This window comes from [Clostridium] aminophilum, from assembly GCF_900101295.1.
GTDB lineage: Bacteria > Bacillota > Clostridia > Lachnospirales > Lachnospiraceae > Clostridium_R > Clostridium_R aminophilum_A.
The window spans coordinates 22,570-45,796 of record NZ_FOIL01000025.1 but is presented as its reverse complement, the minus strand read 5'-3'; the positions used below and the strand labels follow the sequence as shown (position 1 = coordinate 45,796).

At 52.7% G+C, this 23,227-nt stretch carries 16 protein-coding genes and 1 tRNA gene; 15 read left to right on the top strand and 2 right to left on the bottom strand.

Annotated features, from left to right (window positions below; all coding sequences use genetic code 11):
* Positions 1–782: 782 nt before the first annotated feature.
* The 6 genes from leuB to BMW41_RS08015 all read left to right on the top strand — a co-directional run bounded on the left by leuB (position 783) and on the right by BMW41_RS08015 (position 8,530).
* Entirely contained in the window at positions 783–1,871 is a 1,089-nt protein-coding gene (leuB, locus tag BMW41_RS08040) for a 3-isopropylmalate dehydrogenase (RefSeq protein ID WP_074649648.1), read from the top strand.
* Between the two features lie 122 nt (positions 1,872–1,993).
* Positions 1,994–3,661: a dihydroxy-acid dehydratase gene (gene ilvD / locus BMW41_RS08035; RefSeq protein ID WP_074649647.1), complete on the top strand. Its 1,668-nt coding sequence runs from the start codon at positions 1,994–1,996 to the stop codon at positions 3,659–3,661.
* A gap of 413 nt (positions 3,662–4,074) precedes the next feature.
* Entirely contained in the window at positions 4,075–5,157 is a 1,083-nt protein-coding gene (gene serC, locus BMW41_RS08030; protein ID WP_074649646.1) for a 3-phosphoserine/phosphohydroxythreonine transaminase, read from the top strand.
* Positions 5,158–5,233: 76 nt separating this feature from the next.
* On the top strand, positions 5,234–6,406 hold the full coding sequence (locus tag BMW41_RS08025; protein WP_074649645.1) for a phosphoglycerate dehydrogenase: 1,173 nt from the start codon (positions 5,234–5,236) through the stop codon (positions 6,404–6,406).
* A 200-nt stretch (positions 6,407–6,606) separates the two neighbouring features.
* Entirely contained in the window at positions 6,607–7,884 is a 1,278-nt protein-coding gene (locus BMW41_RS08020; RefSeq protein ID WP_074649644.1) for a DUF1015 domain-containing protein, read from the top strand.
* Positions 7,885–7,984: 100 nt separating this feature from the next.
* Positions 7,985–8,530: an HAAS signaling domain-containing protein gene (locus BMW41_RS08015; RefSeq protein WP_074649643.1), complete on the top strand. Its 546-nt coding sequence runs from the start codon at positions 7,985–7,987 to the stop codon at positions 8,528–8,530.
* A gap of 423 nt (positions 8,531–8,953) precedes the next feature.
* Here the strand turns inward: BMW41_RS08015 and BMW41_RS08010 are convergent.
* A tRNA-Gln gene (locus BMW41_RS08010) sits at positions 8,954–9,026 on the bottom strand.
* 164 nt (positions 9,027–9,190) lie between these two features.
* Between BMW41_RS08010 and BMW41_RS08005 the strand changes: the two genes are divergently transcribed.
* The 7 genes from BMW41_RS08005 to BMW41_RS07970 all read left to right on the top strand — a co-directional run bounded on the left by BMW41_RS08005 (position 9,191) and on the right by BMW41_RS07970 (position 16,882).
* Positions 9,191–9,907, top strand: a complete 717-nt coding sequence (locus BMW41_RS08005; RefSeq protein WP_074649642.1) for an acyl-[acyl-carrier-protein] thioesterase — start codon at positions 9,191–9,193, stop codon at positions 9,905–9,907.
* 167 nt (positions 9,908–10,074) lie between these two features.
* Positions 10,075–10,935, top strand: coding sequence for a CvfB family protein (locus tag BMW41_RS08000; RefSeq protein ID WP_074649641.1), 861 nt, complete (start codon positions 10,075–10,077; stop codon positions 10,933–10,935).
* Entirely contained in the window at positions 10,932–12,020 is a 1,089-nt protein-coding gene (locus BMW41_RS07995) for a PucR family transcriptional regulator (protein WP_031473218.1), read from the top strand. Before BMW41_RS08000 ends, BMW41_RS07995 begins: the two co-directional genes overlap by 4 nt.
* Positions 12,020–12,700: a cell division ATP-binding protein FtsE gene (gene ftsE / locus BMW41_RS07990; RefSeq protein ID WP_074649640.1), complete on the top strand. Its 681-nt coding sequence runs from the start codon at positions 12,020–12,022 to the stop codon at positions 12,698–12,700. The genes BMW41_RS07995 and ftsE overlap by 1 nt, the downstream gene beginning before the upstream one ends.
* Positions 12,697–13,605 carry a permease-like cell division protein FtsX gene (gene ftsX, locus BMW41_RS07985; RefSeq protein ID WP_074649639.1) on the top strand — a complete coding sequence of 303 codons (909 nt, stop codon included), beginning with the start codon at positions 12,697–12,699 and terminating at the stop codon, positions 13,603–13,605. The genes ftsE and ftsX overlap by 4 nt, the downstream gene beginning before the upstream one ends.
* 12 nt (positions 13,606–13,617) lie before the next feature.
* Positions 13,618–15,021, top strand: coding sequence for a murein hydrolase activator EnvC family protein (locus BMW41_RS07980; protein WP_143050834.1), 1,404 nt, complete (start codon positions 13,618–13,620; stop codon positions 15,019–15,021).
* 202 nt (positions 15,022–15,223) lie between these two features.
* Entirely contained in the window at positions 15,224–16,882 is a 1,659-nt protein-coding gene (locus BMW41_RS07970; protein ID WP_177171196.1) for a S41 family peptidase, read from the top strand.
* 87 nt (positions 16,883–16,969) lie between these two features.
* Here the strand turns inward: BMW41_RS07970 and BMW41_RS07965 are convergent, their stop codons facing one another.
* Positions 16,970–18,391 carry an NAD(P)/FAD-dependent oxidoreductase gene (locus BMW41_RS07965; RefSeq protein WP_074649636.1) on the bottom strand — a complete coding sequence of 474 codons (1,422 nt, stop codon included), beginning with the start codon at positions 18,389–18,391 and terminating at the stop codon, positions 16,970–16,972.
* A gap of 576 nt (positions 18,392–18,967) precedes the next feature.
* Here BMW41_RS07965 and pth point away from each other — a divergent pair.
* Together pth and mfd are read left to right on the top strand one after the other, a co-directional pair.
* On the top strand, positions 18,968–19,579 hold the full coding sequence (pth, locus tag BMW41_RS07960; protein WP_074649635.1) for an aminoacyl-tRNA hydrolase: 612 nt from the start codon (positions 18,968–18,970) through the stop codon (positions 19,577–19,579).
* A gap of 1 nt (position 19,580) precedes the next feature.
* The gene (gene mfd, locus BMW41_RS07955) at positions 19,581–23,159 is read left to right on the top strand and encodes a transcription-repair coupling factor (RefSeq protein WP_074649634.1); all 3,579 of its coding nucleotides are present in this window, start codon (positions 19,581–19,583) and stop codon (positions 23,157–23,159) included.
* The last annotated feature ends 68 nt before the right edge of the window (positions 23,160–23,227 follow it).

Below are 23,227 nucleotides of genomic sequence, written 5' to 3'. Positions count from 1 at the left end.
CTTTCCATGCCTATCAGTGTTTTAATAACTGTTTCAAATGTGATTTTTCGTTTCCTAGTGAAATCTTTGCCAGACGAAACACAATACTCATTTAATTTTTCAGAAACAGCTTTTATCTCAGATAATAGAAGTTTTTTAAGATGTTTAGGTTTCATATGCGACCTCCTTGCAATCAAGATTCCCTTAATTACAAGGGCCGCTTTCGCTACATCATTATCATTCAATAGCGAAAGCGGCCGCACATTTTGATTTTTGTGTCAAGTGTTTATATAAAAAAAAGACCCCAGTATTATTTCTAATACTGAGATCTTTGATTTTGTCACCTTAACTTAATGACATTGCGGCAGCGGGACCGGTCGTTTTTATTTCATAGGAAATTTCTCCGAAATTCCCTATGAAATAAAAACGCTCCGCGAGGATGCGCACGCCGCTGTAAGGAAAATGTCACCTTACGGTGACCAGCGGCGACGCGCAAAGTCCGTCAAGCTCCCCTCAGGAATGAGGGGATGGGGGAGCCGAAGTCCGCTTGCGGACTTTGTTCCGGCATAGGATTTTCTTCAAAATTCCTATGGCACAAAACCGCTCCGCGGGGATGCGCGCGCCGCTGCGGCAGATCTGCCGGGCATAAAGAGAATTCATGCCAGTTATTCGAAATTGCACGATGATGGATCTCCGGTTGAAAAAACAGAGTAGATTCTATATAGTGAGATCAATGAGATATAACCAGATGAAATGAACAAAAGAATAATCCATAAGAATTGTGCATATAAGGAGGAAGGATCATGAAGTGCAATATCGTAACCATCCCGGGAGACGGAATCGGACCGGAGATCGTCCGCGAGGCGTGTCTTGTTTTGGAGAAGACCGGAGAAGTATTCGGACATGAATTCCATTTTCAGCCGATCCTGATGGGGGGCTGCTCCATTGACCGGTACGGGGTTCCGCTGACGGACGAGGCGCTGGAGACGGCAAAGAAGGCGGATGCGGTCCTTCTCGGGGCAGTCGGCGGAAAAGTCGGCAATTCCAAATGGTATGATGTCGCACCGAATCTTCGCCCGGAGGCGGGACTTCTGGCTATCCGCAAGGGACTCGGCCTTTTTGCCAACCTTCGCCCGGCCTATCTCTATCAGGAACTCGCAAAGGCCTGCCCGCTGAAGCCGGAACTGATCGGCGACGGATTTGACATGATCATCGTCCGCGAGCTGACAGGCGGTCTGTATTTCGGAGAACGCCATACGGATGTGGTGGACGGTGTGGAGACGGCAGTCGATACTCTGACCTACAACGAGAAAGAAATCCGCCGCATCGCGGTCAAGGCCTTTGAGATCGCCATGAAGCGCAGAAAGAAAGTGACCAGCGTCGACAAGGCTAACGTCCTCGATTCGTCCAGACTCTGGAGAAAAGTGACCGAGGAGGTGGCAAAGGATTATCCGGAGGTTGAACTCGAACATATGCTGGTTGACAACTGCGCAATGCAGCTTGTCATGAATCCGCGTCAGTTCGATGTCATTCTGACCGAGAATATGTTCGGCGACATTCTCTCCGATGAAGCCAGCATGATCACCGGATCCATCGGAATGCTGAGCTCCGCGTCCCTGAATGAAACAAAATTCGGTCTCTATGAGCCGAGCCACGGATCGGCACCGGATATTGCGGGACAGGACATCGCCAACCCGATCGCCACGATCCTCTCGGCGGCGATGATGCTCAGTTACTCCTTCGATCTTGACCGCGAAGCCCAGGCGATTCGGGATGCGGTTCAGAAGGTGCTGACCGAGGGTTACCGCACCGCGGATATTTATCAGGAAGGTTTCACAAAAGTCGGCTGCGGGAAGATGGGTGAGCTGATCCGCGACCGGATCGTGAAGTGAGATGATATCGTGCGATCTTGAAGGTGCGAGGTTGCGTGCAGAATGGCGAAGAAAAAACTGAGTGCAAAATCATTCAAGATGATGTATAATCACTTTCAATATATCAAGGAGGTATCATAACCATGAATAGTGATTCTGTAAAATCCGGTATGGAACGTGCTCCGCACCGTTCTCTGTTTAACGCGCTCGGCTTCACGGAAGAAGAGATGCATAAGCCGCTGGTCGGCATTGTCAGCTCCTACAATGAGATCGTTCCGGGCCATATGAATCTGGATAAGATCGTCAACGCGGTCAAGCTCGGCGTTGCGGAAGCGGGCGGTATGCCGGTGGTATTCCCGGCAATTGCGGTCTGTGACGGTATCGCGATGGGCCACGTCGGCATGAAATACTCTCTGGTCACCAGAGATCTGATTGCGGATTCCACTGAGTGCATGGCGAAGGCCCATGGATTTGACGCACTGGTCATGGTTCCGAACTGCGATAAAAATGTTCCCGGTCTTCTGATGGCGGCAGCCCGGGTGAATGTTCCGACTGTATTTGTGTCCGGAGGACCGATGCTGGCGGGGCACGTCAACGGAAAGAAGAGAAGCCTTTCCTCCATGTTTGAGGCGGTGGGTTCCTACGACGCCGGAAAGATGACGGAGGAGGAAGTCCGGAATTTTGAGCGAAACGTATGTCCGACCTGCGGTTCCTGTTCCGGTATGTATACCGCGAACAGCATGAACTGTCTGACAGAGGTCATCGGTATGGGACTTCAGGGCAACGGCACGATCCCGGCGGTTTATTCTGCAAGACTGGCCCTGGCGAAGAAGGCCGGATATGCGGTTATGAATATGCTGAGAAAGAACATCCGCCCGAGAGACATCATGACAAAAGAGGCGTTTGAGAATGCCATGACCATGGATATGGCGCTCGGATGTTCCACCAACACCATGCTGCATCTTCCGGCGATCGCTCATGAGGCCGGCGTGGAGATTGACATGGAGTATGCGGACAGGATCTCGGCGAGAACCCCGAACCTCTGTCATCTGGCACCGGCCGGTCCGACCTACATGGAAGACCTGAATGAGGCCGGCGGCATCTATGCGGTCATGAATGAGCTGACGAAGAAGAATCTTCTCCATCTTGACTGCATGACGGTAACCGGCAGGACCGTGGGTGAGAATATCAGGAACTGCGTCAACAAAGATCCGGAGGTTATCCGTCCGATTGACAATCCCTTTATGCAGGAGGGCGGTATCGCGGTGCTGAAGGGCAATATTGCCCCGGATACCGGTATCGTAAAACAGTCTGCCGTGGCGCCGGAAATGATGAAGCACGAGGGACCGGCGAGGGTATTTGATTCGGAAGAGGATGCGATTGCGGCGATCTCCGGCGGAAAGATTCATCCGGGCGATGTGGTTGTCATCCGCTATGAGGGGCCGAAGGGCGGTCCGGGCATGCGTGAGATGCTCAGCCCGACATCGGCGATCATGGGAATGGGTCTTGGATCCACCGTGGCGCTTCTGACGGACGGAAGATTCTCCGGCGCGTCCCGAGGCGCGTCCATCGGACACATTTCCCCGGAGGCGGCCGTCGGCGGACCGATCGCGCTGATTCACGAGGGGGATATCATCTCCATCGATATTCCGAACCGCCAGCTGAATGTCAAAGTCTCGGATGAGGAACTGGCAGAGAGAAGAAAGAACTGGAAACCGAAAGAGCAGCATCTGGAGGGGTATCATGCCAGATATGCGAAGCTTGTGACCAGCGGCAACCGCGGCGCGGTCCTTGAGGTTCCGAAAGACTGAGATCGGAATAACGGATAAGCGGAACCGTTTTTGGGCGAAGGGTTCCGGAATCCGGGATTGAGGACTGTGTGCGGTAAGACAGATTTCCGGGAGAAGAAAAAGACAGATAACAGGAAAAATATCCAGAAAATTACGGCCGGGCGGTGAACGCTCCCCGGGGCCAGACCGGAGAGCAGAGAACACCGTTCCCGGCCGTTCGCACGCGGAAAATACTGGTAATATTACTGGGAATACCAGTGAGATTATCACTGTTATTCCATTTATTCACGAAATGGGATGAAAAAAAGTGCACAGTAAATTAAAAATTTGTATTGTTAATTCCATATAACTGGATATATAATAGGAAAATCAATTTCGAAAGAGATTGACAAATTTATAGCATATTGCAGAAAGACAGAAAAGGAGATTGTGTTATGAGCAGAGTGTACAATTTTTCCGCGGGACCGGCGGTCCTTCCGGAGGAGGTATTGAGAGAAGCTGCTGACGAGATGCTTGATTACAAGGGCTGTGGCATGTCCGTAATGGAGATGAGTCATCGATCATCAGACTTCGAAAGTATTCTCCACGAAGCTGAAGCAGATCTCCGTGATCTGATGAATATTCCGGACAACTACAAAGTCCTCTTCATTCAGGGCGGCGGTCACGTTCAGTTCGCGATGGTTCCGATGAACCTGATGAAGAATAAGAAAGCGGATTACATCATTACCGGAAACTGGGCGAAGAAGGCAGCGCAGGAGGCAAAGCTCTACGGCGAGGTCAACATCATCGCTTCCAGTGAGGATAAGAATTACACCTACATTCCGGATTGCTCCGATCTTCCGGTGGATGAGGATGCGGATTATGTGTACATCTGCATGAACAACACCATCTACGGCACCGAGTTCAATGAGCTTCCGAACACCAAGGGCAAGATTCTGGTTGCGGATGTTTCTTCCGATTTCCTCTCCAGACCGATTGATGTCTCCAAGTTCGGCATCATCTGGGGCGGCGTTCAGAAGAATGTCGGACCGGCCGGAATGGCGATTGCCATCGTAAGAGAAGATCTTATCACAGAGGATTATCTTCCGTTCACACCGACCATGCTCCGCTACAAGACTTACGCGGATAAGGATTCCCTTTACAATACACCGCCGTGCTACAACATTTACATGTGCGGAAAGGTATTCAAGTGGATCAAGAAGATCGGCGGACTGGAAGCAATGCATAAGAGAAATGCCGAGAAGGCAAAGATTCTGTATGATTTCCTCGACAGCAGCAAGCTCTTCAAGGGGACGGTCGAGAAGAAGGACCGCTCTCTGATGAACGTTCCGTTTGTCACCGGCGACAAGGATATGGATGCCAAGTTTGTCGCGGAAGCGAAGGCTGCAGGCTTCGTCAACCTGAAGGGACACCGCACCGTGGGCGGTATGAGAGCCAGCATCTACAATGCGATGCCGAAGGAGGGCGTAGAAAAGCTGGTTGCGTTTATGAAAGAGTTTGAGGAGAAGAACGCCTGATTCCCGCGAGGGACCGGCAAGGGTCTTTCGGAGCCGGAAACAGAGTGAACGGGAATCACCGAGGAAAGGATATATCATGAAAAAGCAGAGAAAGATCGCGTGCCTGAACGCGATCTCCCAGAAGGGTCTGGACCTTCTTACCGATAATTACAGCATTACAGACAATGCCGACGAGGCACATGGAATTCTGGTCCGCAGCGCAAAGATGCACGACCTGCAGTTCGGAAAGGGACTCCGCTGCATCGCCAGAGCCGGCGCCGGTGTCAACAACATTCCGTTAGACCGCTGCGCGGAGGAGGGAATTGTTGTATTCAACACTCCGGGCGCAAACGCAAATGCCGTAAAAGAAAATGTTCTTGCGGGACTTCTTCTCGCGGCCCGCGATATCAAGGGCGGCATGGAGTGGTGCGATTCCCAGAAGGACAATGACAACGTCGGCAAAGACATGGAGAAGGCAAAGAAGAATTTTGCCGGCCATGAGATCTTCGGCAAAAAGCTCGGCGTCATCGGACTCGGTGCGGTCGGAGCGGAAGTCGCAAACGCAGCCGAGGCACTCGGCATGGATGTTTTCGGATATGATCCGTTCATCTCTGTCAAGAGTGCATGGGGACTTCGCCGCAACATCCGCCACATCGATAATGTGGAAGAGATCTATAAAGAGTGTGATTACATTACCGTTCACGTTCCGGCGCTTGACAATACCATCGGAATGATCAACAGGGATGCCATCGCGATGATGAAGGACGGCGTGGTGATCCTCAACTTTGCGAGAGATCTTCTGGTCAATGACGACGATATGGCTGAGGCGCTCGCATCCGGCAAGGTTGCGAAATATGTAACCGATTTCCCGAATGCGAAAGTCAACAAGATGGTCAATGTCATCGCGACGCCGCATCTGGGCGCTTCCACCGAGGAGGCGGAAGACAACTGTGCAGAGGCTGCCGTTCAGGAGATGATGGACTACTTGGAGAACGGAAACATCCGTAATTCCGTCAACTTCCCGATGGTTGACATGGGAAAATGTGAGAATGCACAGAGAATTGCACTTCTCCATCAGAATGTGCCGAACATGATCGGACAGATCACGGCGATTCTTTCCGGAAAGGGGCTGAATATCGCCAACATGCTGAATAAGAGCCGCGGAAAGTACGCATACACGCTGGTTGACCTGGAAGAGGCAGCAGATGAGGCGACATTGGATCAGCTGAGAAATATTTCAGGGGTAGCAAGATTACGCCATATCCAGTAAAATAGAAAGTACAATTGCATATAATTTCCCCGGATTTTGCGGTCCGGGGAAATTTGCGTATCCAAAAAAATTTGTATGCGGCTCAGACAGAAAAAGACTGTCGGGGCTCGGAGGAAAAAGTTTGAAAGTAAACTTTCAAACTTTGATTGACGGCTCAAATAGACAAACAAGTTTGTCTGCTTGAGCCTGGAGGACAAAATATGGCTGAAATTAGAGCGTTCCGGGCGATCCGCCCGGTCAGGGAGTATGTTTCCAGGGTTGCGGCCCGCCCGTATGATGTGGTGAGCCGGGAAGAGGCAGAGGAGCTTGTGAGAAAGAAACCGCTGTCCTTTCTTCACGTCGACCGCCCGGAAACCTGGTTTGATCACAGCGTTGCTTTTGATGATCCGAGAGTGTATGTAAAAGCGAAAGAAACCATTGCGGATATGCGGGAAAAGGGGATTATGCTTACGGAAGAGAATCCGTGCTATTACCTCTATGAGCTGACGCTGGACGGACACGTACAGACGGGTATTGTTGCCTGCGCATCGGTCGACGACTATCTGAACGGAGCGATCCGCAAACATGAGAACACCACGGTGGCAAAAGAGCAGGACCGGATTAACCATATCGATGTGACCAATATGCAGACCGGGCCGATCTTTCTTGCGTTCCGCGATCAGATTAATCTCAAGCTGATGATAAAGCGGATCAAGGAACAGGACAGAGCGCTGTATGATTTCACCGAAGATGACGGTGTGCGTCATCGGATCTTCCGCATTGCGGACCGGGAGAGAATCGATCAGATTACCGACGGAATCCGCAGAGTCGGTCCCGCATACATCGCAGACGGCCATCACCGCTGCGCATCCGCGGTAAAAGTGGCGTTAAAGAGAAGGGAACAGCATCCGGGATATACCGGAGACGAAGAGTTCAACTACTTCCTGTCGGTGTTCTTCCCGGCGGATGAACTGAAGATTCTTCGCTATGACCGTGTGGTGAAAGACCTGAACGGAAAGACTCCGGAGGAATTCCTGGAAGAAGTCGGTCAGAAGTTTGAGGTGATTCCGGGCCGCTTGATCAAAGAATATGACGGCAGAAAGGAATTTCCGGGAGACGGAAGAGTGCCGCAGAAAAAAGCGGAGTTCGGAATGCTTCTGGGCGGCCGCTGGTATACGGTACGCGCAAAGAGTGAGATCCGAAGCAGTGATCCGGTGGACGGACTGGATGTCTCCATCCTGCAGAATCATCTTCTTGGCCCGGTTCTCGGCATTGACGATCCGCGCACGAATGACAGAATCCGGTTCGTCGGAGGAATCCGCGGCGTAAAGGAACTGGAGAAATGTGTGATGGGAGGAGATGCGGTTGCATTTTCCTGCTATCCGACTTCCATGGATGAACTTTTGGCCGTGGCGGACGCGGGAAGACTCATGCCGCCGAAATCCACCTGGTTTGAGCCGAAACTGCGCAGCGGAATCTTCCTTCACGATCTGGGCTGAGTCGGATTCTCCGGTGAACCGTTGACGTCTTCAGCCGGAAAGGGTATCATCAGAGCAGAGTCGTAAGACAATTCCAGTGAGAGAAAGATAACAGAAACCTATGAGAGAAGAACAGTTTTTCAGAGATTTGGAAGAGGCACTTCGCGGAGAGATCATTGATTCCGCGATTTCGGATAACCTCCGGTACTACCGGGATTACATCAACGGAGAAAAGGCGAAGGGGAGAAGCTCGGACGAGATTCTGGACGAGCTCGGAGATGCCCGGCTGATCGCCCGCACCATCGTGGAGAGCGCGGCGTCCGGCGCGGATTCCTCGCCGAACGGATATGACTCCACGCCGGGAGATATCGGATATACCGGATTCGGAAAAGACAAATCGCAGGACCGGACGGCGGAAGACGAAGCCGGTTACCGTCAGGAAACCGGATACGGTTCGGAGAATCCGTATGCCCGCCGGAATCCGGATATGCACTATGTTGATTTCAGCAAGTGGTATGTGAAGGCGATCTTCATCGCCGTTCTGGTGCTGATTCTGTTCCTGATCATCGCTCTTTTTGCGGGAGTGACCAGCTTTGTATTCTATTATTTCTGGCCGCTTGTCGGAATCTACTGCATCTGGTATATTATCCGGCATATCGGACGATAACGGGAGATAAGGAAAGATAAAAAGAGATAAGGCAAAAAAGAGACGATAAAGAAATAAGGAATAAAAAAGAGAAAAGATGAAAATGAGCGGAATCCGGAGACGGGGTCCGCTCTCTTTTTTTTCATAGGAAATTTCTCCGAAATTCCCTATGAAAAAAACGCTCCGCGAGGATGCGCACGCCGCTGTAAGGAAGCTGTCACCTAACGGTGACCAGCGGCGGCGCGCAAAGTCCGCGGCGCTCCCCTCAGGACTGAGGGAGCCGAAGTCCGCTTGCGGACTTTATTCTGTCACAGGACAGTTCCCTGAATTTTCTATGACGCGAAAATGCTCCGCGGGGATGCGCTCGCTGCATCACCGGCAGCCGCCTGCCGGGCTGTCTGATGCAAAAACAAAAAAGAGACCCTTCACAGGATCTCCGGAAAACTGGGCTAGAAGGATTCGAACCTTCACAATGACGGAGTCAGAGTCCGCTGCCTTACCATTTGGCTATAGCCCAACGACTCGTATACTATAGCATTGACAGCTTCATTCGTCAAGATGAAAAATAATCAATTTAACTTTTTGTGAATTTTGCCGAAAGATAGATAGACATCGCAAAAATAATCCATTATAATAAGCTGTGTGTTTGTAGCTTTTTGCACAGAAGAGGACGGTTGATTCATGTACGGTTTTGACAGCAGAGTACGATACAGTGAGACAGATGAAGAGGGCATTCTTTCCATCGAGGGAATGATGAATTATCTTCAGGACTGTTCCACTTTTCAGTCGGAGGACATCGGCGTCGGTCTGTCCTATATGAGAGGAAAGAAAGCGGCGTGGTGGGTCTACAACTGGAATATTGAGATCATCCGCATGCCGAAACTCGGGGATATGATCCGGATCGAGACATGGCCTCACGGATTCCGCGGAATCTTCGGATACCGCAATTTTGTGATCCGCGATGCAAAGGGAGAGATTCTGGTTCAGGCCGATTCCGCCTGGTTTTATTACGATCTGGAGAGCATGATGCCGTCCAGACCGCCCAAGGAGGACATCGATGCCTACGGATCCGAAGAGCGGCTGGAAATGTCGCAGGTTCCACGGCGGATGAGCATTCCGGAGGGCGGAACAGAGCTCTCTGCGGTGACCGTCACCAGACACCATCTGGACACCAACCATCATGTGAACAATGCGCAGTACATTGAGATTGCGCGGGAATGTCTTCCGGAGAAGACGAAAATACGACGGATCTGGGCGGAATACCGGAAGGCGGCGGTTCTCGGTGATGTGATGGTTCCGTACCGGGTTTCTTCGGAAGCTGGGGACGCAGAGATCATTTCGCTCCGCGATCCCGAAGGTCAGGTATATGCGAGCGTTTACCTGTATCTGGATGAGTAAGATTTTATAGAAAACACGGATTCTGTCCGTGTGCCCTTAGAGCCTCCGGCGGATGGCACGGATTTTCAGAGGCAGCGGATGCTTCGCATCGAAAAAACGGGCGGGGAACGCTTTCATCAGTGTTTCCATGATATATTTCCGGAAGGAAATAACGGAAAGGATAACCTATGATAAGAATTGGAGAGAAACAGGAGCTGACGGTAGTCAGACAGAAGGATTTTGGTGTTTTTCTCGCAGAGAGTGAAGGTGCGGAGGAGTCGGTTCTTCTTCCGATCAAGCAGGTTCCGGAGGGAACCGGGATCGGAAGCCGGATTTTGGTCTTTCTCTATAAGGATTCCAAGGACCGTCTTATTGCGACGACCAACGAGCCGAAAATCCTTTTGGGGGAGACAAAGACCCTTCAGGTGACGGATGTCACGAAGATCGGCGCCTTTGTGGATATGGGGCTGGAGAAGGAAGTTCTTCTGCCGTTCCATGAACAGAATCATCCGGTCCGAAAGGGCGAGGAGGTTCTGGTTGCGCTCTATGTGGACAAGAGCGGCCGTCTCGCGGCGACCATGAAAGTGTATCCGTATCTGTCCGCGGAGTCTCCGTACAAGAAGGAGGACCGCGTGGAGTGTACGGTCTATGAGATCAATGACCGCATCGGAGTCTTTGCTGCGGTTGATGATAAATATTTCGGCATGATACCGAAATCAGAAGTTTACAGAGAATTCCGGCTCGGTGAGCGCATCGTGGCGAGAGTCATGCGTGTCCGTGAAGACGGAAAGCTGGATCTGAGCACCCGGGAAAAGGCATATCTTCAGATGAATCAGGATGCGGATATGGTTTTGAAGGTGATCGATGAGTTTGCGGGGGTACTGCCGTTTAACGACAAGGCCCGTCCGGAGACCATTCAGCGGACATTCGGACTCAGCAAGAACGCATTTAAGCGTGCGGTCGGACTCCTTCTGAAAGAGGGCGCGATCGAGATTACGGAAAACAGTATCCGAAGAACATTTGAGAAAAAAGGAGAGAGTAAAGCATGATTTCGAATCAGATACTTCAGACGAATCTGGATGGACTGAAAGAGATCACCAGAGTCGATTTCTGCATCTGCGATACCGAGGGCAAGACGCTTGCCTCCACATTTGCGGGAACAGAGGAATACGAAAAGAGCATTTTGGCTTTTGTGGAATCCGAGGCGGACAGCCAGATCGTTCAGGGATATCAGTTCTTTAAAGTCTTTGACGATCATCAGCTGGAGTATATTCTTCTGGCAAGAGGCGAGAAGGATGACGCGTATATGGTTGGCAAGATGGCGGTGTTCCAGATTCAGAATCTTCTGATTGCATACAAGGAGAGATTCGATCGCGATAACTTCATCAAGAACCTCCTTCTGGACAATCTTCTTCTTGTGGATATCTACAACCGCGCGAAGAAGCTTCACATTGACACCAATGTCAGACGCTGTACCTTCATCATTGAAACCCATCAGGACAAGGATCTCAATGCGCTGGAGACCGTCCGCAACTTCTTCAATGCGAAGAGTCATGACTTCATCACCGCAGTCGATGAGAAGAACATTATTCTTGTCCGTGAGCTGAAGCCGGAAGAGACCTATGATGATCTCGAGAAAGTGGCGGAAACCATCGTTGACATGCTCAGTCCGGAAGAGGGAGAACGGGTCAATGTTGCTTTCGGTACGGTTGTCGGTGAGATCCGCGACGTATCCCGCTCTTATAAGGAAGCGAAGATGGCACTGGATGTCGGCAAGATCTTCTTCCGGGAGAAGAATGTGGTCGGATATTCCAGACTTGGAATCGGCCGTCTGATTTTCCAGCTTCCGATGCCGCTCTGTCGTATGTTCATCCGCGAGATCTTCGAAGGAAAGTCCCCGGATGAGTTTGATGAGGAGACACTGACCACCATCAACAAGTTCTTTGAGAACAATCTGAATGTTTCGGAGACGTCCCGTCAGCTGTACATTCACAGAAATACACTGGTTTACCGTCTGGACAAGCTTCAGAAGCAGACCGGCCTGGATCTCCGCGTTTTTGAGGATGCCATTACCTTCAAGATCGCACTGATGGTTGTCAAGTACATGAAATATATGGAGAATCAGGATTACTAATGATACTTCTGGATAATGTCAGCAAGATATATCGTAACGGGGCAAAAGCCCTCCGCGGTGTGGACATCCGCATCGAGGACGGTGAATTTGTATTTATCATGGGGCCGAGCGGATCCGGCAAATCCACGCTGATCCGTCTTCTGCTTCATGAGACGGAGCCCACTGAGGGAACCATCCGGGTTGGAGATGTGGAGGTGACGGGGCTTCACCGCCGTCACATTCCGCAGTACCGCCGGGAGCTGGGCGTCGTTTTTCAGGATTTCCGCCTGCTGAAAGAGCGCAATGTCTATGAAAATGTTGCCTTCGCGCAGCGCGTGATCGGTGTGCCGACGAAAGAGATCCGGGAAAATGTTCCACGCATGCTTCAGATGGTCGGGCTTTCCGCAAAATATAAAGCATTCCCATCCGAACTCTCCGGCGGAGAACAGCAGAGAGTGGCCATAGCGAGAGCGCTCATCAATTCACCGAAAGTTCTGCTCGCCGATGAGCCGACCGGCAATCTGGATGCAGACAATTCCATGGGAATCATGAAGCTTCTTGAGGACATCAACCGCCGCGGCACTACCGTGATCGTCGTGACGCACAGCCGGGAGATTGTCCGCTCGATGCAGAAACGCGTGATTATGCTGGAAAAGGGATTTGTCGTGCGGGATATCGAAGAGGGAAGCTATAACTTATGAGAATCAGAACCTTTTTTTACTGTTTGGCGCAGGGATTGAAAAATATAGGCAGAAATATCTGGGTGGCGCTCGTATCGGTCGCCAGCATTTCCGCTTGTATTTTTCTTTTCTGCACCTTTTTTGTTATGATCTGCAATATTCGGCACATGGTCCGCAATGCGGAGGAGGCTGTCGGTGTGACGGCATTTTTCGACAGCGGAATCTCGGAAAAGGAGATCCGGGGGATCGGCGATGAGATCACGGGCCGTCCGGAAGTCAAGGATGTCACCTACATCTCGGCGGAAGAGGCATGGGAGAGTTTTCAGGAGGACTATTTCCGGGACAATGAACATCTTGCGGAGGGATTTGCCAATGACAATCCCCTTGCGGAATCGGCGTCCTACGAAATTCATCTGAACAGCATTGAACAGCAGGACAGCTTTGTGACCTGGCTGAAGGAGGTTCCGGGCGTCCGGAAAGTCAACTATTCCGTCGATGCGGCGTCGGGACTCGTCCGGCTGAACCGGCTGGTCGGTCTGGTCTCCTCCGTGATCATTGCGATTCTTCTGACGGTCTCGGTCTTCCTGATCAGCAACACGATCTCCACGGCGGCGGCATTTCACCGGGAAGAGTACCGGATCATGCGGCTGATCGGAGCAACCAACTTCATGATCCGGGCGCCGTTTGTGTTTGAGGGAATCCTGATCGGACTTGCCGGAGCGCTGATTCCGCTCGGAGTTGTGACGCTTCTTTACCGTCATGGCGTAAAGATCGTGATGGCGAAGGCGGCGATCCTGTCTTCGGTGATTAACTTTCTGCCGCTGTGGGAGATTCTGCCGGTGATGTCCCTGATTGCGCTCGCGCTCGGCGTCGGCATCGGTTTTGTCGGAAGTTTCTTCACGATTCGGAAGACACTCCGCGTCTGAGGGAGGTACAGGATGTTCTTGTGGAATCATGTGCCGAACGGCGGCAGCGGCAAATGGAAGCGGCGTGCGGGGGTAATTTTCGCGGTTACGGCGGCTTCCTGGGCGATGACCTTCAGCCATGTGAGCGGAACGCTCCGGGTCAATGCGGCGAAAGAGAATGCGCTGGCGGATGCGGAAGCAAGAAAGCGCGCCATGGAGGCGGAGAAAAAGAAGACGGATCAGAAGATCAAACAGCTGGAAGGTCTTCGGGGCAATACCGAGCAGTATGTGAAAGAACTGGATGCCCAGACATCGCAAATCGCAGACGAGATGGACAAGCTGGACCGCGAAGTGCAGGAAAAACAGTCGGAGATCGATGAGACCAGCGTGGAGCTGGCGGCCGCGGAGGCAGCGGAGAAAGAGCAGTACGCGGCGATGAAGCTTCGAATCCGTTATATGTATGAGAAAGGGGATTCCAGCTTTCTGGAGATTCTTCTCTCCTCCGATTCACTCTCGGATCTGCTGAACAAGGCCGAGTATATTGAACAGATCTCAAAATATGACCGGGATCAGATGGAGGAGTACGAGGCGACAACCAGGCAGATTGCCGAGGATAAGGAAAAACTCGAACGGGATCTGACAGAGATCGTGGATATGCGCAATGAGACTGCGGCAAAGCAGACCTCGATCAAGACGCTGATGGAGACCAAGAAGAATGAACTGACGAATCTGGCTGCGCAGATCGGTCAGCAGAGAGATGCTTCCAGCGGCATGGCGTCCGATATCGCCGCACAGCAGGCGGAGATCGACAAGATTCAGGAGGAGATCCGTCAGGCCGCCATCGCAGCGGAGAAGGCTGCGCAGGAGGCGGCAAGACGTCAGGCGGAGGCAGAGGAAGCTGCACGGAAAAAGCAGGAGCAGCAGGCAAAGAACAGCGCAAAAACGGTTGACGCCCCCACCGAGGCGGACGGCAAAAAGACCGAGACCAAGGTGGAGACGAAAAACGGCAATACTTCTTCCAAAGGAACGATGACCAAGGGAAGCGGAAGCCTCTCCTGGCCGCTTTCAACCTCCGGAAGGATCACGTCCACCTTCGGACAGCGAGAGTCACCGACGGCGGGAGCATCCACAAACCACAAGGGAGTGGACATCGCAGTCTCCAGCGGTACGCCGATTAAGGCAGCCGACGGCGGAACGGTTGTGACCGCAACCTACAGCAGCTCGGCGGGAAATTACGTGGTGATCAGCCACGGAAACGGAGTGTCGACGGTTTATATGCACTGCCAGTCGCTGGATGTTTCGGCAGGAGATACCGTTTCCAAGGGAGAAACCATTGCGAAGGTTGGTTCCACCGGTTATTCCACGGGTGCACATCTCCACTTCGGCGTGCTCAAGAACGGACAGTATGTGGATCCGCTGAATTACGTCAGCCAGTAAAATTCCTTTAAAAAAAGAGATGCATTTTTCAGACAAAGTCCGCCAGGCGCTTCGCCCTCAGGAATGAGGGAATCGGAAAACTGCTTGCGGACTTTGTTTTTTAAAATAATACAGGACAGGGAACGGCTTGCGCGGTATAATACGGAACAGATGAGCCGGAAATCAGCCCGGTTTTGGAAAAGAGGACACATCATTGGAGCATTTGGAAGACAGAAATACAGATCCGGTAACCGGGGAACAGGAGGCGCAGAATACTGCGCCGGTACAGGAGTGTGCGGAAATGCCGGGCCGGGAGAACGCGGAAACGGCAGGGCAGGAAGAAACAGACATGCCGGGCCGGGAGAACGCGGAAACGGCAGGGCAGGAAGAGACAGACATTCCGGGCCGGAAAAATACAGAAACGGAAGGACAGACGGAACCTTCCGGAAAAAAGCAGAAGAAAAAGCACCCGGTGATCCGGGGAATTGTGATCGGCGTTTGCGGCACACTGTGTGTGCTGACAGCGGCGGTCGGAGTATTTGTCTATAACGGCTATCGCCGGATGAAGGCGCAGCTGAGTCTGGCCGGACAGAGTGCGGAGGGCGGCAAAGAAGGCATCAATCTGGACAATGTAAGGGATAAGCTCTCGGTTCTTGATTATCTTGTGAACAATAAGTTCCTTTTTCAGGAAAATCTCGACGCTCAGCTCCAGGAAGACTATCTGTATTACGGCTATGTTGCGTCTCTGGGGGATCCGTACTCCCGATATTATTCGAAAGCGGATTTCCGGAAAATGCAGGAATCGCAGAACGGAGAATATGTCGGCATCGGCGCGACGGTTACGACCAATCCGAATACCGGAAATGTGGAAGTGATCTCACTGACGCCGGGCGGACCGGCCGAAAAGGGCGGGATCCTTCCGGGGGATATTTTCTACAAAGTGGATGAGGAATATGTCACCGGAAAGGACCTGGATCTTCTGATTATTGAGAACATTCGAGGAAAAGAGGGGACGCCCCTCACAGTCACGGTTTACCGTCCGTCGGAGAAGAAATATATCCCGATCGCCATGACAAGAGAGAAGATCGTTACGGAGACCATCAAGGCGTCCATGAAGGACGATATCGGACTGATCCGCCTCACCGAATTTGATGAGGTGACAACGGGACAGTTTAAAAATGCGGTAGATACCCTTCTCGCACAGGGGGCGAACAAGCTGATTTTCGATCTCCGGAATAATCCGGGGGGAAATCTGTCGGCGGTTCTTCCGTGTATGGATTATATTCTTCCGGACGGCGGACTGATGCTGAAATTCAAGGGACTGGGCGATACTCACGAAGAATTCCGGTGCGAGGACGGTCATGAGGTTTCCGTTCCCATGGCTGTTCTAGTCAATGGGAATTCCGCCAGTGCGGCGGAGGCGTTCAGCGGTGCTCTGCAGGATTACGGAAAAGCGGTTCTGGTCGGAACCAAGACCTTCGGAAAGGGTATTGTCCAGACTACGTTCCCGCTGGGGGACGGCAGTGCGGTGAACCTTACCACTCAGCGGTATTACACACCGAAGGATCAGGATATTCACGGAAAAGGCCTGACGCCGGATGTGGAGTGCGAGCTGGCGGAGGGGCTGATTGCCGGAACACAGATTCCGGAAGCGCAGGACAATCAGCTTCAGAAAGCGGTGGAGGTTGTCAATCAGAAGGCAGCCGAAGATGCTTTGACGGAACGTGCAGCGGAGAACTCCACTGCGAAGACAGCGGGAACGCAGACAGAGGCGGAACCGTCAGCCGAGTCCGAAGCACAGGAGACGGCCGGCGCGCAGACGGAAGCGGAAGCGGAACCGGTATCCGAGGCCGGAGCAAAGGAGACGACCGCCGCGAATTGACGCGCTGCGAAAGATAAACAAGGCAAAAAAAATCGGGCAGGGATCACCTGCTCGATTTTTTCTCTATGGGACGAATCCGATCATGGCTCAGACCCTTCCGGCCTTCAGAATGCTTCTTGCGACAGACAGACCGTTTGCGCTGGCCTGCTGAAGACCGCGGGTAACGGAAGCACCGTCGCCGATGGCGCGCAGCGCCTTGATGCTGGTCTCAAAATCCCGGTCAACCATGACTTTGTTGGAATAAAATTTAACTTCCACGCCGTAGAGGAGTGTCTCATCGCTGGCGATTCCCGGCGTTACCTTATCGAGGGCTTTGAGCATTTCCTCAATGTCCACCAGAATGCGGTGCGGAAGGACAAGGGAGAGATCGCCCGGAACGGCATCCTTCAGCGTCGGCATGAGGTTGTTTCGGTAAAGTCTCTCCTCGGTGGTGCGGCGTCCGCGGCGGAGATCGCCGTAGCGCTGGACCAGAATGCGGCCGTCACACAGCATGTTGCTCAGCTGGGCGACGTATTTGCCGTATTCAATCGGTGTGTGGAACGGCTTGGTGAAATTCTTGGAGACCAGAAGTGCAAAATTGGTGTTGCGGGTCTTGAATTCCTTGGATTTGTACGCATGGCCGTTGACCACTGCCAGATTGTCATCGTAATACTCGGTCGCGACCTCGCCGGACGGGTTTGTGCAGAAGGTGCGGACCTTGTCGTCGAAGGTCGGAGTGTAGTATACGAGCTTTGCCTCGTAGAGGTTTTCGTTCAGGAATTTCATGACCTCATCGCGGACTTCGACGCGGACGCCGATATCCACGGTGCCGACCTTCGTCTCGATGTGGTGTTCCTCACAGATGTGGGAGAACCAGTCGGAGCCGTCGCGCCCGATGGCGGAGACGATCTCTTTTCCGTAAAAGGTCTCACCTTTGTCGGTGACGACGCCGATGGCCTGTCCGTTCTCCACGATGATGTTTTTGACGCTGGTCTGGAAGATCATCTCCACGCCGATTTCGGCGAGGTGATCCTGCATGCGGGAGTAGATTTTGTATCCTTCTTCGGTTCCGAGGTGGCGGATCGGACATTCGATGAGCTTTAAGTCGGCAATGATGGCGCGGCGGCGGATCTCATCGATCTCTTCCTGCTTGTCAATGCCGTAGATGCCCGGATCGGCGCCGAACTCGAGATAGATCTCGTCAGACTCGTGAATGAGCTTGGCAGCTTCCTCATAGCCGAGGATTTCCGGCAGATTTCCGCCGACATCCGGAGAGAGGGAAAGCTTTCCGTCGGAAAATGCTCCTGCGCCGGAAAATCCCGTGGTAATGGAGCACGGCTGACAGTGTGCGCAGACACCGGTTTTTCTCTTCGGACAGATTCTCTTTTCAATGGAACGTCCTTTTTCAATCATGACGATGGAGAGGTCCGGGCGCTGCTTCTTGAGCTCGTAAGCGCAGAAGATACCGGAAGGACCGGCACCGATAATGATGACGTCGGCACGGCGGGATGCATTTTCGGAATTGTTCATATTATGTACCTCTTTCGGAAAGGGTAAAATGTATACGAAAGTATCGGGATAATCCCTAAAAAAAGTATAGTATTACCCTTAAAATAAGTCAATTTGATGAATTATTGTGTGGCACACAAACTTCCATAATATACCATGCACGCCGGAAAATGTCAACAGAAAAATGCGCCAAAACATGCTTTGCGGATTTCCGGCAAACGCTTTGGCAGAGCGCGAGTAACACAAAAGCAAAGTGGAATCAATTTGCAAGTTTTCCGGTCATGCAGTAGAATACCTAAGGAAATACTGATTAGATCAGTAATTTCTCAGAGCCTTCGGCAGATGGCACGGGTTTTCAAAGGAGATGGATGCTTTGCATCGGGAACCCGTCCAAGAAAACGCGTTAGACAGCGTTTCCCGAAATGTAAATATTGGAATGGCAGGCGGCGGATTTCCCGTACAGGGGAATTCGGCGCATAAAGTCGTGCCTTGGACAAGGTGCAGGAAGAGGATTGTGCTGTGAATATATTGCGAAAGCTGTTCGGGTTGACCGATGAAAAGGAACGTTCAGAAGACACAGATTGGAGAAATGGAAATATGTATATTATCGCAGGACTCGGAAACCCGGGAAGAGATTACGAACATACCAGACACAATGTGGGATTCGACACCCTTGACCAGTTGGCGGACCGTCTGGGGATCACGCTGAATGAGAGCAAGTTCAAGGGAATCTTCGGAAAGGGGATGATCGGGGGAGAAAAGGTGATTCTGGTCAAACCCCTGACTTATATGAACAACAGCGGAGAGTGCATCCGGCCACTGATGGACTACTACAAGGTTGAACCGGATCATTTTATCGTCATCTATGACGATATCTCCCTGGATCCGGGGGTGATCCGCGTCCGCGGAAAAGGCAGCGCCGGCGGTCACAACGGAATCAAGAGTCTGATCCAGCATCTCGGGACACAGGATTTTCCGAGAGTCCGGATCGGAATCGGCGCGAAACCCAGCCAGATGGATCTGGTCGATTACGTTCTGGGACATTTTGATCAGGTGACCCGGAAAGTGATGGAAGAAGCATACCGGGACGGCGCGGAGGCGGCCTGTGCTGTGATTCAGGACGGCGTCCAGAAAGCGATGAGCGGCTTCAACGGTGCAGCGAGAAAGGACAACAGCGAAAAGAACGGAAAACACATTCCGAAGGAGTGATATGGGAGCGATCTTTGAGAATCCGCTGCATGAGCTGGCGGAATACGAAGCCCTGCAGGAGGCGTTGGGGAAAGGAAAAGGACCGGTTCTGGTCTCCGGAACCGTCGAGTCACAGAAGGTTCATCTGGCGGCGGAACTGGCAACAGAGCGGAAAGATGAGGGCTGGACGCTGGTTATCGCGGAGGACGAGCTGAAGGCGAAATCCATCGCGGAAGATTTCCGCTGTTTCCGCCGGGATTTGATGATCTATCCGGCCCGTGATCTTCTGTTCTATAACTCGGATATCCACGGAAACCTTCTGACCAGACAGAGAATCCGCGTGCTGGAGGCACTGTCTTCCCAAAAGAGCGGCATCGTGGTGACGACCGTCGATGCGCTGATGGAGCATCTTCTTCCGTTGGAGATGCTGGCATCACGCGCGATCACCATCAAGGGCGCGGTGAAACTGGATCTTACGGATATGGCAAAGAAGCTCGCGGCCCTCGGATATGAGAGAACGGCGGAGGTGGACGGAACCGGACAGTTTTCCGTGCGCGGCGGCATTCTGGATGTTTTCCCGCTGACGGCGGAGGTGCCGTACCGGATTGAGCTTTGGGGCGACGAGATCGACTCCATCCGTACCTTTGATCCGGAGACGCAGCGGTCGGTGGAGACCGTGTCCGAAGCCTACATTTTCCCGGCGACCGAGATTGTCCTCGGCGATGAGATGCTCGAAAAGGGACTGGGGAAAATCGAAAAAGAGCGCGATCAGAATGTGAAGGCCTTCCGGGATCAGATGAAAAATGAAGAAGCCTTCCGCCTCACCCAGAGTGTGGGCGAGGTAGTAGAGAGTCTTCGGGAGAAAATGTCGGTTCACGGTCTGGCCAGCTTCATCCGGTACTTTACCCGGGATACCGTGTCGTTTCTGGATTATTTCCCGGAGAATACCGAAGTTTTTCTCGATGAGCCGCAGCATCTGAAGGAGCGGGCGGAAGTCGTGGAGCGGGAGTTCGCCGACAGTATGCAGCAGCGGATCCTGATGGGGGCAATTCTGCCGGGGCAGGCGGATTTCCTTTTCAGCGCGAAAAAGACCATGGCGATGATGAGCGGAGCCCGCACCGTGATGATGATGTCCATCGAGCAGAAAGTCACGGGGATGACGCCGAAGACAAAGGTCTCGCTGACCACCCGGAGCGTCCAGTCCTATCAGAATAATTTTCCTCTCCTCATCGAGGATCTGAAGAAATGGCAGAGCCGGAACTACCGCATGGTTCTGGTGGCCGGCTCGACGGCGAGAGCGCAGCGTCTGGCCGCAGATCTCCGGGATTATGAATTCCGGGCGTTCAGTCCGGAGAGCGCGGAGCACCGCGTAAATCCCGGCGAGATCATGGTGGTGGCAGGCAATCTCCACCGCGGCTTTGAATATCCCATGATCCGTTTTGTGGTCATCACGGAAAATGATATCTTCGGGGCGAACCGGCCCAAGCGGAAAAAGCCGCAGAAGAAATACAACGGCCGGTCCATCCAGAGTTTCACCGAGCTCTCGGTGGGAGACTATGTCGTTCATGAGACCTATGGGCTCGGAATCTACCGCGGAATCGAGAAGATCCGCTCAAACGGCACGGAAAAGGACTATATCAAGATTGATTACCGCGACACGGACGTTCTCTATGTTCCGGCAACGATGCTCGACAAGATTCAGAAATACGCGGGCGGCGACGCGGAGAAAGTGCCGAAGCTGTCCAAACTTGGCGGCACGGAGTGGAAGAAGACCAAGACAAAGGTCAAAAAGGAAGTCGAGGAGGTCGCCAAGGACCTTGTGGCACTCTACGCCAAGCGTCAGAACGGGTCCGGATATGCCTTCGGCCCGGACACCGTATGGCAGCATGAGTTTGAGGATTCCTTCCCGTTTGAGGAGACCGACGATCAGCTCGCTGCCATCGAGGACACCAAGCGGGATATGGAGAGCACGAAAATCATGGACCGCCTGATCTGCGGCGACGTGGGCTTCGGAAAGACGGAGATTGCGATCCGTGCGGCTTTTAAAGCCGTTCAGGAAGAGCGGCAGGTGGCGGTCCTTGTGCCGACGACGATCCTTGCCCAGCAGCATTACAATACGTTTATCCAGAGAATGAAGGATTTTCCGGTGAACATCGAGCTGATGAGCCGGTTCCGCACACCGTCCGAGATGAAGAAGACGGTGGAGGGGCTGAAAAAGGGCACGGTGGATATCGTGATCGGAACGCACCGCATTCTCTCAAAAGATGTGAAGTTTAAGAATCTCGGCCTTCTCGTCGTCGATGAGGAGCAGCGGTTCGGCGTAAAGCATAAAGAGAGCATCAAGAAACTTCGGGAAAATGTCGACGTTCTGACATTGTCCGCAACGCCCATCCCCCGCACTCTCCACATGTCGCTGGCGGGAATCCGGGACATGAGCGTTCTGGAGGAGGCTCCGGTGGATCGTCTGCCGATCCAGACCTATGTCATGGAGTACAGCGACGAGATCATCCGGGAGGCGATCCGACGGGAGATGGCGCGGCACGGTCAGGTCTACTATGTCCACAACCGGGTCGGCGACATCGATGAGATCACGACAAAGATTCAGGCGCTGGTGCCGGAAGCACGGGTAGTCTATGCGCATGGTCAGATGAAGGAACATGAGCTGGAAAACATCATGATGGATTTCGTGAACGGCGAGATTGACGTTTTGGTCTGCACGACCATCATTGAGACCGGACTGGATATCCCCAACGCCAACACCATCATTATTCACGATGCCGATAAGATGGGACTCTCCCAGCTGTATCAGCTTCGGGGAAGAGTCGGAAGAACGAACCGGACTTCCTTTGCCTTCCTGATGTACCGGAGAAACATGATCCTGAAAGAGGTGGCGGAAAAACGACTTGCCGCCATCCGCGATTTTACGGAGCTCGGCTCGGGAATCCGTGTCGCGATGCGCGATCTGGAGATTCGCGGAGCGGGAAATGTCCTCGGCGCGAAACAGTCCGGCCATATGCAGGAGGTCGGCTATGATCTGTACTGCAAGCTCCTGAATGAAGCGGTTCTTCTTCTGAAGGGAGAAAAGGTCGAAGACGACGAGTTTATCACGGAGATCAAATGTGACATCAGCGCATTTATTCCGCCGAAGTACATTCCGAACGAGTTCCAGAAACTGGATATCTACAAGCGGATCTCGGCATTTACGGACGATGAGGACTGCTCGGACATGCAGGATGAGCTGATTGACCGGTACGGCGAGATCCCGGCACCGGTGGACAACCTTCTGAAGGTTTCGCTTCTCCGGGCCCACGCGCACCGGGCGGGAATGTCCCTGATCGAGATCCGGAATCAGGAGATCGTCATCACCATGTATCCGAAAGCGGACCTCGACCCGGCGGGCATCCCGGAATTTGTCACAAAATACGCGAAAAAGCTTCACATGGTCGGCGCGGGTGTGCCCCAGTTTATCTATGAGGAAAAAGGCAAGCGGTATCCGGACTGCACGGAGATGTTTGAGAAGACCAAAGAGCTGGTGGATGAATTCTACCGGCTGACGGCAGTGAAGACCGATGAGGAAGAGAAGGAAAATGTGACGGAGTAACGTGTGACCGGGGAACATGACGGAGTAACTCGTGACCGGAAACGATGACGGAGTAACGCGTGACGGGG

What these genes read in the sequence shown, in the direction of transcription:
- BMW41_RS08025 (WP_074649645.1), top strand. Translation starts at nt 5,234, where the DNA reads ATGAAAAAGCAGAGAAAGATCGCGTGCCTGAACGCGATCTCCCAGAAG.
- serC (WP_074649646.1), top strand. Translation starts at nt 4,075, where the DNA reads ATGAGCAGAGTGTACAATTTTTCCGCGGGACCGGCGGTCCTTCCGGAG.
- BMW41_RS08005 (WP_074649642.1), top strand. Translation starts at nt 9,191, where the DNA reads ATGTACGGTTTTGACAGCAGAGTACGATACAGTGAGACAGATGAAGAG.
- mfd (WP_074649634.1), top strand. Translation starts at nt 19,581, where the DNA reads ATGGGAGCGATCTTTGAGAATCCGCTGCATGAGCTGGCGGAATACGAA.
- BMW41_RS07995 (WP_031473218.1), top strand. Translation starts at nt 10,932, where the DNA reads ATGATTTCGAATCAGATACTTCAGACGAATCTGGATGGACTGAAAGAG.
- BMW41_RS07980 (WP_143050834.1), top strand. Translation starts at nt 13,618, where the DNA reads ATGTTCTTGTGGAATCATGTGCCGAACGGCGGCAGCGGCAAATGGAAG.
- ftsX (WP_074649639.1), top strand. Translation starts at nt 12,697, where the DNA reads ATGAGAATCAGAACCTTTTTTTACTGTTTGGCGCAGGGATTGAAAAAT.
- BMW41_RS08015 (WP_074649643.1), top strand. Translation starts at nt 7,985, where the DNA reads ATGAGAGAAGAACAGTTTTTCAGAGATTTGGAAGAGGCACTTCGCGGA.
- BMW41_RS07965 (WP_074649636.1), bottom strand. Translation starts at nt 18,391, where the DNA reads ATGAACAATTCCGAAAATGCATCCCGCCGTGCCGACGTCATCATTATC.
- pth (WP_074649635.1), top strand. Translation starts at nt 18,968, where the DNA reads ATGTATATTATCGCAGGACTCGGAAACCCGGGAAGAGATTACGAACAT.
- leuB (WP_074649648.1), top strand. Translation starts at nt 783, where the DNA reads ATGAAGTGCAATATCGTAACCATCCCGGGAGACGGAATCGGACCGGAG.
- ftsE (WP_074649640.1), top strand. Translation starts at nt 12,020, where the DNA reads ATGATACTTCTGGATAATGTCAGCAAGATATATCGTAACGGGGCAAAA.
- BMW41_RS08020 (WP_074649644.1), top strand. Translation starts at nt 6,607, where the DNA reads ATGGCTGAAATTAGAGCGTTCCGGGCGATCCGCCCGGTCAGGGAGTAT.
- ilvD (WP_074649647.1), top strand. Translation starts at nt 1,994, where the DNA reads ATGAATAGTGATTCTGTAAAATCCGGTATGGAACGTGCTCCGCACCGT.
- BMW41_RS08000 (WP_074649641.1), top strand. Translation starts at nt 10,075, where the DNA reads ATGATAAGAATTGGAGAGAAACAGGAGCTGACGGTAGTCAGACAGAAG.